We start from the raw sequence: 12,850 nt of genomic DNA on the forward strand, positions 1-12,850 counted from the left end.
TTCTGCAAGGGACGATCGGTGGCGTCTGCAATTACGTACATCTAGAAGCAGAGCGCTTTTTTTGCTTTCGCTTCTCGTGCATCGCCGGTCCATTCGCCGACAAGGCGCAAAGGTGAAGTGTGAGCAGCATCGCCAATGGATCAGCTCGCGCCTCTAAAGGCCTACGCTACCTGTGGGAGCGGCGGTGCGACGCCTCGACTTGCCCCGCGATAAGGTTACTGCGCAGCCACACCCTTCAGATAAGGCGCCGGCGCCGCCCCCAGGTTGCTCAGCATCCGCTCGCTGTACCAATCGACGAAATTAACCACGCCAAACTCATAGGTCTTCGAATAAGGCCCGGGCTGATACGCCGTGGAGTTGATCCCACGCTGGTTCTCTTCAGCCAGGCGCCGGTCCTGGTCGTTGGTGGCGTCCCACACCTGGCGCATGCGCGCCGGGTCGTAGTCCACACCTTCAACCGCATCCTTGTGCACCAGCCACTTGGTGGTGACCATGGTCTCCTGGGCGCTGATCGGCCATACGGTGAAGACGATGATGTGATCGCCCATGCAGTGGTTCCACGAGTGCGGCAGGTGCAGGATGCGCATCGAGCCGAGATCCGGGTTCTTGATCCGGCCCATGAGCTTCTGGCAGCCCTGCTTGCCATCCAGGGTCATCGACACCGTGCCCTTGAGCAGCGGCATGCGCACGATACGGTTACGCAGGCCGAAGCTTGCGTGGGCGTAGGGGATCTTCTCGGCATCCCAGGCGGCAGCCGAGGCGGCGACGTGGTCCTTGAACGCCTGGTCGGCGCGTGGGTCGGTGACGTCGTCCCATTCCAGCAGGGTTTTCAGCAGTTCAGGGTGCGAGCCGCTGCAGTGGTAGCACTCGCGGTTGTTTTCCAGCACCAGCTTCCAGTTGGCCTTCTCCATCAAGGTGGTTTGCACCGCCACCTTGGTGTTCTCCATGTCGTAGGGTTCCATGTAGTGGGTCAGGGTGGCGAGGAAGTCGTCAATCGCCGGCGGGTTCTCGGCCAGGCTGATGAAGATGTAGCCACCGGCGGTCTTGACGTTCACAGGCTTGAGGCCGTACTGCTTCATGTCGAAATCGGCGCCCATTTCGGTGCCGGCAAACAGCAGGCGGCCGTCCAGCTCGTAGGTCCACTGGTGGTAATGGCAGACCAACTTGGCAACCTTGCCCTTGTCGCTGGTGCACAGGCGTGAACCGCGATGGCGGCAGACGTTGTGGAAGGCGTGCACCTGGCCTTCGGCACCGCGCACCACCAGGATCGGGTTCTTGCCGATCTGCAGGGTGATGAAGTTGCCCTTGGTCGGGATTTCACAGGTCATCCCGGCGATCAGCCATTCCTTCTGGAAGATTTCTTCCATGTCGATCTGGAACAGGCGCTCGTCGCAGTAGAACGGCTGTGGCAGCGAGAAGGTCCGCTCGCGGCTCTGCAGCATCTCGGCGGTGGCCTTGCGTGCAGGTTCCAGTGGATCGCCCAGACTCAAAGTTGCGGTGACGTCCATCGTGTAGGTCCTCATGGCCAGTGCTTGTGGCCGGTGAAAGTGGCTAATCGTTGTTATGGCGACGCAAGGCTCAAGTACAGCAGGATCATGTGCGATGGAGTGTGCGTTCGAAGGGCGCAGGAACCATATCCATGGACGACATGATCAGATCCGTTTCCGACGCGTAAGCCCCCGTGGCCGGGGGCTGGTCGCGATAAGCACGCCAATGTCGCGGATAGGTAAGTGTCGCCTGCGCGGCTTAAGCAGAATCGCAGCCATCAGGCCGCAGTCGGCCGTGGAGACGAGCATGTCCAACAGCTTCCTCAATCCGGTCAGCACCCAGACCTGGGCCAACGGCCGCCACATCGTCCGTTGCGTCAAGGTGATCCAGGAAACCTGGGACGTGCGCACCTTCTGTTTCATGGCCGATCAGCCGATCATGTTCTTCTTCAAGCCCGGGCAGTTCGTCACCCTGGAGCTTGAGATCGATGGCGAGCCGATCATGCGCTCGTACACCATCTCAAGCTCGCCGTCGGTGCCCTACAGTTTCTCGGTGACCATCAAGCGCGTGCCCGGCGGCAAGGTCTCCAACTGGCTGCACGATACATTGCACGAAGGCCAGGAGCTGGCGGTACACGGCCCGGTCGGGCTGTTCAATGCCATGGATTTCCCCAGCCCCAAGGTCCTGTACCTCAGCGGCGGCGTCGGCATCACCCCGGTGATGTCCATGGCCCGCTGGTTCTATGACACCAACGGCAATGTCGACATGGTTTTCGTTCATAGCGCGCGCTCGCCGAAAGACATCATCTATCACCGCGAGCTGGAGCACATGGCCTCGCGGATCGACAACTTCAGCCTTCATATCATTTGCGAGAAGCACGGCTTGGGCGAGCCCTGGGCGGGCTATCGCGGCTACCTGAACCAGAAGCTGATGGAGTTGATCGCCCCGGACTACCTGGAACGGGAGATTTTCTGCTGCGGCCCGACGCCCTACATGAACGCGGTCAAGCGCCTGCTGGAAAGTAGCGGCTACGACATGAGCCGCTACCATGAAGAGTCGTTCGGCGCGACCCCGGCCGAGGTCAAGGCCGATGCCGTGGAACACGCCGAACAAGCCGCCGAAGCTGCCGAGGTGGACGCCGGCGACCTGCACCAAGTCGAATTCACCGCCACCGGCAAGAGCATCCGCGTCGCCCCGGGCGAGACCGTGCACGCGGCGGCGGCCAAGCTCGGGCTGATGATCCCCAAGGCCTGCGGCATGGGCATCTGCGGCACCTGCAAGGTGCTCAAGCTGGGCGGCGAAGTGGAGATGGAACACAACGGTGGCATCACTGATGACGATGTGGCGGAGGGTTATATTTTGTCCTGCTGCAGTGTGCCGAAGGGTGACGTACGGATTGAGTACTAGTGTTGCAGACACCGCCGTAAAGCTGCGGCTGGCGATCTTCATGGACATGGTTGTGGTCGCTGATCCACTTGTAGTCGGCGTCGCTCAGGTCCAGGTCGGCCAGCAGCAGTTGCGCTTCGGGCAGGCTGCTGGCGCCAGCCAGGGGAAAGCCGTCGGCATCGACAATGGTTGAACCGCCCACCCAGTCGACCCCGCGTTCGCTGCCATGGCGATCACAAACCGCGATGAACATGCGATTCACTGCTGCCCCCGCCTGAACCCGGACGATTTCTGCCGGGCGCTCCTCGGGAGGGCGGGGGAATTCTGGCCAGTTGGCGGGCGCACACAACAACTGTGCACCATTCAGCGCAGCCAGGCGTACCCACTCCGGGAGCTCCAGGTCATAACAGATCATCAGTGCTATTCGCCCTTTGGCCGTTCGCACAACGGGTGGCGGTTGTTCGCCCGGTGTGAAGATGAGTTTTTCCCGGTCCCACAGGTGCACCTTGCGATAGCAGGTGATCCAGCCCTGAGGCTCGATCAGCACTACGCTGTTGGCGACTTCGGTTGCCGACAGGCGTTCGCACAGGCCGGCCACCACCATGATCTCGTGTTGCCGGGCGAGGGCGAACCAACCCTTGACCGTGGCGTCGTATAAACCCTCGGCAACGCTCAAGGCTTCGTCGCGGTCTTCAAACACGTAGCCGCTCTGCATAAGCTCCGGCAGCACGACCAGTTCCGCGCCTTCCCGGGCGGCCTCGATGATCGCTGCATTGGAAACTTCGCGGTTATGGATTACATCGGCAACTTTCGGTGCAACTTGGGCGCAAGCAATGCGCAGCGGCAGTGATGATGTGTTCATGTGTGCTCTCCTGAAAATAATGATCAGGCGATATAAAATAGTTAGCGTCAACTGGCATTTTTGCTAGTTCAAGTTCCGTGTTTTTGATTGCCAATCAATATAACTATTGAAGACCCCCGGCTCTATGCTGTGAGTTCATCACTGCCTTCAGGCGGAGCCTGATATGTCCTCGATCCCTTCACGAATTCTTTCCGCCAAGCGTGTGCTGGATAATCAGGTTCGGGCGCTGATTCCAGACTTTCCTTTTGACTATGGGCAGTACCTGGCGGACAAGGGGCCGGCACCGCTTGGCCGAATCCAGCCACAGCATCATGGCCAGCAAGTGCTGGTGGTGGGGGCCGGCGTGGCCGGGCTGGTTGCCGCCTATGAAGCAATGCGCATGGGCCTGCATCCGGTTTTGGTGGAGGCCAGCGGACGCATAGGCGGGCGCCTGTATTCGACCGCGGTCAACGATAGCGTGCCGTTTGAGCGCGGTGCCATGCGCTTTCCGTTGTCGGGCCAGGCGCTGATGCATTACTTCAGCAAAGTGCGCATGCGGGATAACACTGAAGACTTTCCCAATCCCGGAAGTGCCGCCGCCGTTAGTACTGTCGTTGATTATGCCGACGAAAAATATTACTACGAAGTCGGCAATGACAACTTTCCCCGGCCGCCGGCGTTCGAGAACATTGAAATCAAGTTCTTCGATGAGTTTCTCGAGCAGGCGCCTATCCATTTCAAGGAAATGGAACACGCCATGTCTGCCGGGACAATAGACCAGGCGAAAATCAAACTGTTGTGGAATGCAATTTTGCGCGAAGGCTGGGACAACCTCAGCTTTCATGCCGCGATGGTCGAGCAGGCGCGTTGGCCTGCCGACGAGATTAACCTGTTCGGCCAGATCGGCTTTGGTACGGGTGGCTGGAACACCGACTTTCCCAATTGCTTTCTGGAAGTACTGCGGGTGCTGTATACCGGGCTGGATATCAACCACCTGTTGATGCGCGACGGTGCCGACCAGTTGCCCCTACGGCTTTGGCAGCAACCTGCAGCGGCCTTTGGTGATGACAGCGTGTTCTGGCCGCAGAACATGACCCTGGAAGAACTGGCGAGCGCGTTTCCGGGCGACCCGCTGCGCCAGGAAGTTCGGCAGATCAAGCGCCTGACAGCGGGCGAAGGTGGCGGTTTCGAAGTGCTCTGCCATGACCTGCAGAGCGGACGCGACCAACGCCTGCGCTACGCCAGTGTGGTCTACACCCCGCATGTGCGGATACTCGACAAATTCCGCTACATGAACGGCGCCGAAGGCATTGAAGCCAGCCGTTCGCTGCTGACGCAGCAGCAATGGGAAGCGGTGATGTATACCCACTACATGCAGTCGGCCAAGATTTTTGCCGCTACCCGCGAGCCGTTCTGGACCCAGCGTGGGCAGGACGGCAAGCAACTGATGAGTATTACCCTGTCTGACCGTCTGACCCGCGGTACCTACCTGGTGGACTACAGCCGAAACCCGGGAGCCCACAAAGGCAGCGGGATTTTCCTGATGTACACCTGGAACGACGACAGCCTGAAGTTTCTTGGCGATCGCCAGGGCAGCCTGCCGCAACATGGCGAGTTGTGCACAGCCTTGCTCGATCAGGTTTATCCCGGCCTTGACCTGGCTTCGCATTTCCCCACGACGGACCCCTTTGTCGAGATCAACTGGGAGAACGAACCCTTCTACCTTGGGGCTTTCAAGATGAACTTGCCGGGTCAGTATGAGTACCAGCGGCTGTTGTTCAGCCAGTTCAAGGAGGGCAGTGACGGTAGCGCGGTGGATGGCTTCATCCTGGCCGGCGACGATGTGTCCTGGACTGGCGGTTGGGCCGAAGGGGCGGTGACCACGGCACTCAATGCCGTGGACAAACTGGCCACGCGCTACAACAACGGCTTCAGCCCCGAGGGCGGCCCCATTGCGCAGTGGGACCCCCTCAAGCCGGCTGCGCTGGCCGATCTGCAGGTCAAACGCTAAAGCGCGACACCAGCCCGCTCAGGTCCACCGCCAGGCGCGACAGCTCGGCACTGGCGGCGCTGGTCTGGTGGGCGCCGGTGGCCGACTGCACCGAAAGATCGTTGATGTTGACCAGGTTGCGGTCGACTTCGCGGGCAACCTGGGCCTGCTCTTCGGCGGCGCTGGCGATCACCAGGTTGCGTTCGTTGATCTCGGCCACCGCGCCGGTGATGGTTTCCAGCGCCAGGCCGGCGCCACGGGCGATGTTCAGGGTCGACTCGGCGCGTTCGGTGCTGTTGCGCATGGAGTTGACCGCCTGCTCGGTGCCGCCCTGGATACTGCCGATCATCCGTTCGATTTCGCTGGTCGACTGCTGGGTGCGGTGGGCCAGGGCGCGCACTTCATCAGCCACTACGGCAAAGCCGCGGCCGGCTTCCCCGGCACGCGCCGCTTCGATGGCGGCGTTGAGTGCCAGCAGGTTGGTCTGGTCGGCCAGGCCGCGAATCACATCGAGCACCTTGCCAATATCACGCGACTCTTCCGCCAGGTTGCCGATCAGTTCGGCAGTGCCTTGCACGTCGGTGCTCATGCGCTCGATGGCGCTGACGGTTTCCATGACCAGGTCACGGCCGTCACCGGCCGAACGGGTGGCTTCCTTGGAGGCTTCCGAGGTGCTCACGGCATTGCGCGCGACTTCTTCGACGGCGCTGGTCATCTCGGTGACGGCCGTGGCGGCCTGTTCGATTTCGTTGTTCTGTTGCTGCAGGCCACGGGCGCTTTCGTCGGTGACGCTGTTGAGCTCTTCGGCCGCCGATGCCAGCTGGGTGGCCGAGCCGGAAATCTGCTGCAGGGTGTCGCGCAGCTTGTTCTGCATCTTGGCCATGGCCTTGAGCAGACGCGCTGCTTCGTCCTGGCCTTCGGCGTGGATGCTGCGGGTCAGGTCGCCTTCGGCAATCCGCTCGGCGGCCTGCAGGGCTTCGTCGATCGGCTTGACGATGCTGCGGGTCAGCAGCAGGGCGCAGATCAGGGTCAGGGCGGTGGCGGCCAGCAGCAGGCCGATCACCAGAGTCACGGCATTGGAATATTGTTCGGCGGCGGTGCGGTTGATCTCGCTGGTTTGTTCGGTGTTGATGCTGACCAGTTGATCCATGACGCTGTTGATCTGCTCGGAGCTGTCGAGCATGTCGCGGTTGATCAGGTTGCGCAGGGTGTCCAGGTCATTGTTCTGCGAGGCCAGGCGCATGCGGTTTTCCAGTTGGCGGTACTGGCCCAGCAACTGCACGTACTGGTTGTAGGCCGAGCGTTCCTGGTTGCCGAAGATCAACGGTTCGTAGTTGCGGCGCGCGTCGTCGATCTGCTGGTTGCGCTGGTCGATCAGCTTGAGGGTGGCCTGCAGGGTGTCGGCTTCGCGGTTGAGCAGCAGGCGGTACGACAGAGTGCGCAGGCGCAGGGTCAGCTGGGTCAGTTGGTCGAGGTTGGTCAGGCTTGGCACCGTCGAGGTCTCGATGGTTTCGCCGGCCTGGCGAATCTTGCTCATCTGGTTCAGGGCGAACAGACCCAGGGCCAGCATCAGCGCACCGATCAGAGCAAAGCCCAGAAGCGCGCGCGGGGCGATATTCATGTTGCGTAGGGACATGGTGGTATCCAGGAGGGAAAAGGGCACGCGAACCGTGCGCAGGAGTCAGGACTGCCATGCCTATCGGTCGGCGGGGTAAAGACTTGAGCGGGCGAAGATGAAATTGTGAGGCAGCTATCTTTTTTCCTGACCGGTGGTAGGCAAAACGGGGAACCGGACCCGGATCGGCGGGTCAATCTGCACCAGGCCGAAGCGTCTAAACCCGATATCCCTGGCTAGCACGCGGACTTTTCTTTATCGTGTGCGCCCCCTGAAACACCCCGAGAAGGCAATCATGTTGGAAACTTCCCTTAGTCAACTGGAGCAACTGGTCAGCGACCTGGTGCAGAAGAATCAGGAACTGACCGAGCGCAACGCGCAAATCAGTGCCGAACTGGCCCAGGCCAAAGATGAAAACGACAGCTTGCAATTGAGCCTGCTGGAGCAGGAAGAAAAGCAGGGCGCTACCGCCGCACGCATCCAGGCCCTGGTTGAGCGTGCCAGCGTTGGTGCCGTGAACGCATGAAAACCTCAGCGCAGCCGATCAATGTCGTGTCGATCCTCGGCAGCGATTATTCGATCAAGGCCCCCGAAGGCCAGGAGCAGGCGCTGGCGCAAGCGGTGCAGATGCTCAATGCCTCATTGGCCGATACCAAGCGTAAATACCCGACCCTGATCGGTGACAAGCTGCTGGTACTGGCAGCCCTCAACCTGTGCTCGCAGCAGATCGAACTGCAACAGCAGCACCAGCAGGCCCTCGACCGTTACCAAGAGCAAGTCAACGCCACGGTCGATGTGATTGCGCGGACCATCAGCAACAGCTGATCGCCTCCAAAGCCCCAAGCTAAACCTTTTTGCCAGCTCACCGCCTTCGGGAGGGTGGGCCGGCATTGCTGTGGATCACTGTCATTATTGTATTTCCTGTTGTATACAATTGGCCTGTCTCTTGCACTACAGGGCTTATTTACCCAGGGGAAATACATGCAGTTCTGGCGGCGCAGTATCCAGTGGCAATTGATCGCAAGCATGGGCGCAGCGCTGTTGCTGAGCATTCTGGTGGTGGTCGGCATCTACAGCGTGGCGGTCAATCGGCTGACCGAGCGTTACCTGGTCGACACTGCCTTGCCGGCGAGCATTGAGGCGATTCGTAACGACATCGAGCGCATGCTTGGCCGGCCGCTGACGGCGGCGGCGGACATCGCCAACAACACCCTGCTGCGCGACTGGCTGGCGGCGGGCGAAGACAGTGCCCAGGCGCCGCAATTCATCGAGTACCTCGAAGCCCTGCGCAAGCACAACCAGGCCTTTACCGCGCTGTTTGCCGCGACCGCGAGCAACCACTACTACAACGAGAAAGGCCTGGACCGCACCCTCAGCCGCAGCAACCCGGCGGACAAATGGTTCTTCGGCTTCATCGACAGCGGCAACCCGCGGCTGCTGAACATCGACACCGATGGCAGCACCGGCGAACTGGCGCTGTTCATCGATTATCGGGTGGAAAAAGCCGGGCAACTGGTGGGCATCGCCGGGCTTGGCCTGCGCATGACCGAACTGTCCGAGCTGATTCACAACTTCAGTTTTGGCGAGCACGGGCGAGTCATGCTGGTGCGTGGCGACGGTTTGATCCAGGTGCATCCGCAGGCGCAGTTCAGCGGCAAGCGGCAGTTGGCCGAACAGATTGGTGGCGAGGCTGCCAAAGTTGTCTTGAGCCGTGAGCAGGGCCTGCACAGCAGCCGCTTCGAGCGCGATGGCGAGGGCTACCTGGCCCTCAGCCTGCCGCTGCGTGACCTCAACTGGACGCTGGTCGCCGAAGTGCCAGAAGCGCAGATCTACGCCCAGGTACGCGAGACCGTCTGGCTGACCAGCCTGATTGGCGGCGCAGTGGCGTTGGTGTCGCTGTTGCTGGTGGTACTGCTGGCACGCGGTATCGTCCGGCCGATCCGCCGCGTGACCGCTGCCCTGATGGCCATCGGCAATGGCGGCGGCGACCTGACCCAGCGCCTGGACGAGAACCGTGCAGACGAACTCGGCGACCTGGCCCGTGGCTTCAACCGCTTTCTCGACAGCCAGCGTGACCTGATCGGCGAGGTGCTGAGCACCAGCGAGCGCCTGCGGGCGTCGGTGGCGCAAGTCACGCAAGTGGTGGACAACACCGCCGAGCGTTCCGGCCGCCAACAGGAAATGACCGAGATGGTCGCCACCGCCGTGCATGAGATGGGCCTGACCGTGCAGGACATTGCCCAGAATGCCGGCAATGCCGCGCACGCCTCGCAAACCGCGCGCAGCGAAGCGCTACAGGCCCGCGACGTAGTGCGCCGCTCGATTGCCCATATCGAGGGCATGTCCGAGGAGATTGGCCAGGCGGCCAGTGCAGTGGGGGAGCTGGCTACGGAGGTGGCGTCGATCGACGAAGTGCTGGCGGTGATCCGCAGCATCTCCGAGCAAACCAACCTGCTGGCGCTCAACGCTGCCATCGAAGCGGCGAGAGCCGGCGAGATGGGCCGCGGCTTTGCCGTGGTCGCCGATGAAGTACGAACCCTGGCGCGGCGCACCCAGGTGTCCACCGATGAAGTGCAGCAAATGATCCTGCGCCTCAAGCAGGGTGCCGGCAGTGCGGTGGCGTCGATGCAGGCCGGGCAGGCGGCAACCGGTACGGGCGTGGAGTCGAGCCAGCAGACCGGTGCTTCGCTGGGGACCATCACCGAGCAGGTCGAGCACATCAGTGACATGAACCATCAGGTGGCGACAGCGACTGAAGAGCAGTCGGCGGTGACCGAGGAGATCAACCGCACGGTGCAGGGGATTTCCGACCTGGCGCGGGAAACGGCGGTGGATGTGCAGGGGTGCCGGGAGGAGTGCCAGGCGCTGCGCGGGCTGGCCGATGACCTGGCGCGGCAGATGGGTGGGTTTCGCCTTTGAAATTATCGCGGGGCAAGCCCGCTCCCACCGGATTTCATTGATCTTCGGTGGGAGCGGGCTTGCCCCGCGATAAGGCCCTCAAGCCCCCATCACCGCCCGGATATCCGCCGCCAGCTCACGCACCCGCGCCTCTTCGGTATCCCACGAGCACATGAAGCGTGCGCCGCCGCTGCCGATGAAGGTGTAAAAGCGCCAGCCCTTGTTGCGCAAGGCTTCCAGCGCCGGTTCCGACATCTGCAGGAACACCCCGTTGGCCTCCACCGGGAACATCAGCTCAACCCCCGGCACATCGCGAACCAGTTCGCTGAGCAACTGCGCGCAGTGGTTGGCATGCACAGCGTGGCGCTGCCAGGCGCCGTCTTCCAGCAAACCGACCCAGGGTGCCGACAAAAAGCGCATCTTCGACGCCAGTTGCCCGGCCTGCTTGCAGCGGTAGTCGAAGTCTTCGGCCAGCTCGCGGTTGAAGAACAGGATCGCTTCACCCACCGCCATGCCGTTCTTGGTGCCGCCAAAGCACAGCACATCGACACCGGCCTTCCAGGTCAGCTCCGCCGGGCTGCAGCCGAGGAACGCGCAGGCGTTGCTGAAGCGGGCGCCGTCCATGTGCAGGTTCAGGCCCAGCTCCTTGCAGGTAGCGCTGATGGCCTTGAGTTCGTCCGGGCGGTAAACGCTGCCGACCTCGGTGGCCTGGGTGATGGTCACCACCCGTGGCTTGGGGTAGTGGATGTCCTGGCGCTTGAGCGCCACTTCGCGGATCGACTCGGGGGTCAGTTTGCCGGCTTCGCTGCGCGCGGTGAGCAGCTTGGAGCCGTTGGAGAAGAACTCCGGGGCGCCGCATTCGTCGGTCTCGACGTGGGCGGTCTCCGAGCAGATCACGCTGTGATAGCTCTGGCACAGCGACGACAGCGCCAGCGAGTTGGCGGCGGTGCCGTTGAAGGCGAAGAACACTTCGCAGTCGGTTTCGAACAATTTGCGGAAGTATTCCGAGGCACGTGCCGTCCATTGGTCGTCGCCGTAGGCGCGCTCGTGGCCCTGGTTGGCCTTTTCCATGGCGGCCCAGGCTTCGGGGCAGATACCTGAGTAGTTGTCGCTGGCGAATTGCTGGCTTTTATCTGGCATGACACTGTCCTGTGAACGACGCAGACGAGCACTCTAAACCAAGAATTGCGGCGTCGCCTATACAAAGCATTGCCCCCGTGGAAGCGGGCTTGCCCCGCGATGAGGCTACATGTCGTAAACGCACCTTTGCGTGGCGTCCGTAGGCATCTGGGCTGTCTGCGTCGGTCATACCATCGCTGCAAAAGGGCAATTGCCCGACAAGAACCGATGCCGCTGCCGGGAGAGACTGCGATGTTCAGCAAGCAAGACCAGATCCAGGGTTATGACGATGCACTGCTGGCGGCGATCAATGCCGAAGAGCAACGCCAGGAAGATCACATCGAGCTGATCGCCTCGGAAAACTACACCAGCAAGCGTGTCATGCAGGCCCAGGGCAGCGGCCTGACCAACAAATACGCCGAAGGCTACCCGGGCAAGCGCTATTACGGCGGTTGCGAGCATGTGGATAAAGTCGAGCAACTGGCCATCGACCGCGCCAAGCAGCTGTTCGGCGCCGATTACGCCAACGTTCAGCCGCACTCCGGCTCCTCGGCCAACAGCGCCGTATACCTGGCCCTGCTGCAGGCCGGCGATACCATCCTGGGCATGAGCCTGGCCCACGGCGGTCACCTGACCCACGGCGCCAAGGTGTCGTCCTCGGGCAAGCTGTACAACGCCGTGCAGTACGGCATCGACACCAACACCGGGCTGATCGACTACGACGAAGTCGAGCGCCTGGCGCTGGAGAACAAGCCGAAAATGATCGTCGCCGGGTTCTCGGCCTACTCAAAAACCCTCGATTTCCCACGCTTTCGTCAGATCGCCGACAAGGTCGGTGCTTATCTGTTCGTCGACATGGCCCACGTTGCCGGCCTGGTCGCCGCTGGCCTGTACCCGAACCCGCTGCCTTACGCTGACGTGGTCACCACCACCACCCACAAGACCCTGCGCGGCCCGCGTGGCGGCCTGATTTTGGCGCGCAGCAACGAAGAGATCGAGAAGAAGCTCAACGCCGCGGTATTCCCCGGTGCCCAGGGCGGCCCGCTGATGCACGTGATCGCCGCCAAGGCGGTGTGCTTCAAGGAGGCGCTGGAGCCTGGCTTCAAGACCTATCAACAGCAGGTGATCGACAACGCCCAGGCCATGGCCGAAGTGTTCATCAAACGCGGTTATGACGTGGTTTCCGGCGGCACCGACAACCACCTGTTCCTGGTCAGCCTGATCCGCCAGGGCCTGACCGGCAAAGAGGCCGACGCCGCCCTGGGCCGTGCGCACATCACCGTCAACAAGAACGCCGTGCCCAACGACCCGCAGTCGCCGTTCGTCACCTCCGGCCTGCGCATCGGCACCCCGGCGGTCACCAGCCGCGGCTTCAAGGTCAGCCAGTGCGTGGAGCTGGCCGGCTGGATCTGCGACATCCTCGATAACCTCGGTGATGCCGACGTCGAGGCCGATGTTGCGAAGAACGTGTCGGCACTCTGTGCAGATTTTCCGGTTTATCGCTGAGTGGTCC

General features: G+C 61.8%; 10 protein-coding genes and 1 pseudogene. 7 read left to right on the forward strand and 4 right to left on the reverse strand.

Going from position 1 to position 12,850, the window contains the following annotated elements; genetic code table 11:
• Positions 1-215 precede the first annotated feature (215 nt).
• The gene (gbca, locus tag JYG36_RS02695) at positions 216-1,508 is read right to left on the reverse strand and encodes a glycine betaine monooxygenase oxygenase subunit (RefSeq protein WP_115084934.1); all 1,293 of its coding nucleotides are present in this window, start codon (positions 1,506-1,508) and stop codon (positions 216-218) included.
• Between the two features lie 286 nt (positions 1,509-1,794).
• On the opposite strand from gbca, the gene gbcB reads away from it, so the two are divergent.
• On the forward strand, positions 1,795-2,895 hold the full coding sequence (gbcB, locus tag JYG36_RS02700; RefSeq protein ID WP_093378723.1) for a glycine betaine monooxygenase reductase subunit: 1,101 nt from the start codon (positions 1,795-1,797) through the stop codon (positions 2,893-2,895).
• On the opposite strand, the gene JYG36_RS02705 is transcribed toward gbcB, so the two are convergent.
• Positions 2,816-3,736: a nitrilase-related carbon-nitrogen hydrolase gene (locus JYG36_RS02705; protein WP_213603039.1), complete on the reverse strand. Its 921-nt coding sequence runs from the start codon at positions 3,734-3,736 to the stop codon at positions 2,816-2,818. The genes gbcB and JYG36_RS02705 overlap by 80 nt on opposite strands.
• A gap of 163 nt (positions 3,737-3,899) precedes the next feature.
• On the opposite strand from JYG36_RS02705, the gene JYG36_RS02710 reads away from it, so the two are divergent.
• Positions 3,900-5,726: a flavin monoamine oxidase family protein gene (locus JYG36_RS02710; protein WP_213603041.1), complete on the forward strand. Its 1,827-nt coding sequence runs from the start codon at positions 3,900-3,902 to the stop codon at positions 5,724-5,726.
• Here the strand turns inward: JYG36_RS02710 and JYG36_RS02715 are convergent.
• Positions 5,716-7,341 carry a methyl-accepting chemotaxis protein gene (locus JYG36_RS02715; RefSeq protein ID WP_093378737.1) on the reverse strand — a complete coding sequence of 542 codons (1,626 nt, stop codon included), beginning with the start codon at positions 7,339-7,341 and terminating at the stop codon, positions 5,716-5,718. The two genes, JYG36_RS02710 and JYG36_RS02715, sit on opposite strands and share 11 nt — an antisense overlap.
• A gap of 274 nt (positions 7,342-7,615) precedes the next feature.
• Between JYG36_RS02715 and JYG36_RS02720 the strand changes: the two genes are divergently transcribed.
• The 4 genes and pseudogenes from JYG36_RS02720 to JYG36_RS26730 all read left to right on the forward strand — a co-directional run bounded on the left by JYG36_RS02720 (position 7,616) and on the right by JYG36_RS26730 (position 10,239).
• Positions 7,616-7,846, forward strand: coding sequence for a hypothetical protein (locus JYG36_RS02720; RefSeq protein ID WP_045202365.1), 231 nt, complete (start codon positions 7,616-7,618; stop codon positions 7,844-7,846).
• Positions 7,843-8,145, forward strand: a complete 303-nt coding sequence (locus JYG36_RS02725) for a cell division protein ZapA (RefSeq protein WP_038998322.1) — start codon at positions 7,843-7,845, stop codon at positions 8,143-8,145. The genes JYG36_RS02720 and JYG36_RS02725 overlap by 4 nt, the downstream gene beginning before the upstream one ends.
• A 339-nt stretch (positions 8,146-8,484) precedes the next feature.
• Positions 8,485-9,330, forward strand: a pseudogene (locus JYG36_RS26725) (PDC sensor domain-containing protein); the annotation flags it as partial.
• Positions 9,331-9,534: 204 nt separating this feature from the next.
• On the forward strand, positions 9,535-10,239 hold the full coding sequence (locus tag JYG36_RS26730; RefSeq protein ID WP_502937512.1) for a methyl-accepting chemotaxis protein: 705 nt from the start codon (positions 9,535-9,537) through the stop codon (positions 10,237-10,239).
• Between the two features lie 78 nt (positions 10,240-10,317).
• On the opposite strand, the gene JYG36_RS02735 is transcribed toward JYG36_RS26730, so the two are convergent.
• Positions 10,318-11,358 carry a threonine aldolase family protein gene (locus JYG36_RS02735; protein ID WP_093378747.1) on the reverse strand — a complete coding sequence of 347 codons (1,041 nt, stop codon included), beginning with the start codon at positions 11,356-11,358 and terminating at the stop codon, positions 10,318-10,320.
• A gap of 231 nt (positions 11,359-11,589) precedes the next feature.
• On the opposite strand from JYG36_RS02735, the gene glyA reads away from it, so the two are divergent.
• Positions 11,590-12,843 (forward strand): serine hydroxymethyltransferase, encoded by a 1,254-nt coding sequence (gene glyA / locus JYG36_RS02740; RefSeq protein WP_195885194.1) that lies wholly within the window; start codon positions 11,590-11,592, stop codon positions 12,841-12,843.
• The last annotated feature ends 7 nt before the right edge of the window (positions 12,844-12,850 follow it).

This window comes from Pseudomonas sp. SORT22, assembly GCF_018417635.1.
GTDB lineage: Bacteria > Pseudomonadota > Gammaproteobacteria > Pseudomonadales > Pseudomonadaceae > Aquipseudomonas.

Bases quoted from the DNA above. Each gene is read 5' to 3' on its own strand.
- gbca (WP_115084934.1), bottom strand. From the start codon at position 1,508: ATGGACGTCACCGCAACTTTGAGTCTGGGCGATCCACTGGAACCTGCA.
- gbcB (WP_093378723.1), top strand. From the start codon at position 1,795: ATGTCCAACAGCTTCCTCAATCCGGTCAGCACCCAGACCTGGGCCAAC.
- JYG36_RS02705 (WP_213603039.1), bottom strand. From the start codon at position 3,736: ATGAACACATCATCACTGCCGCTGCGCATTGCTTGCGCCCAAGTTGCA.
- JYG36_RS02710 (WP_213603041.1), top strand. From the start codon at position 3,900: ATGTCCTCGATCCCTTCACGAATTCTTTCCGCCAAGCGTGTGCTGGAT.
- JYG36_RS02715 (WP_093378737.1), bottom strand. From the start codon at position 7,341: ATGTCCCTACGCAACATGAATATCGCCCCGCGCGCGCTTCTGGGCTTT.
- JYG36_RS02720 (WP_045202365.1), top strand. From the start codon at position 7,616: ATGTTGGAAACTTCCCTTAGTCAACTGGAGCAACTGGTCAGCGACCTG.
- JYG36_RS02725 (WP_038998322.1), top strand. From the start codon at position 7,843: ATGAAAACCTCAGCGCAGCCGATCAATGTCGTGTCGATCCTCGGCAGC.
- JYG36_RS26730 (WP_502937512.1), top strand. From the start codon at position 9,535: ATGGGCCTGACCGTGCAGGACATTGCCCAGAATGCCGGCAATGCCGCG.
- JYG36_RS02735 (WP_093378747.1), bottom strand. From the start codon at position 11,358: ATGCCAGATAAAAGCCAGCAATTCGCCAGCGACAACTACTCAGGTATC.
- glyA (WP_195885194.1), top strand. From the start codon at position 11,590: ATGTTCAGCAAGCAAGACCAGATCCAGGGTTATGACGATGCACTGCTG.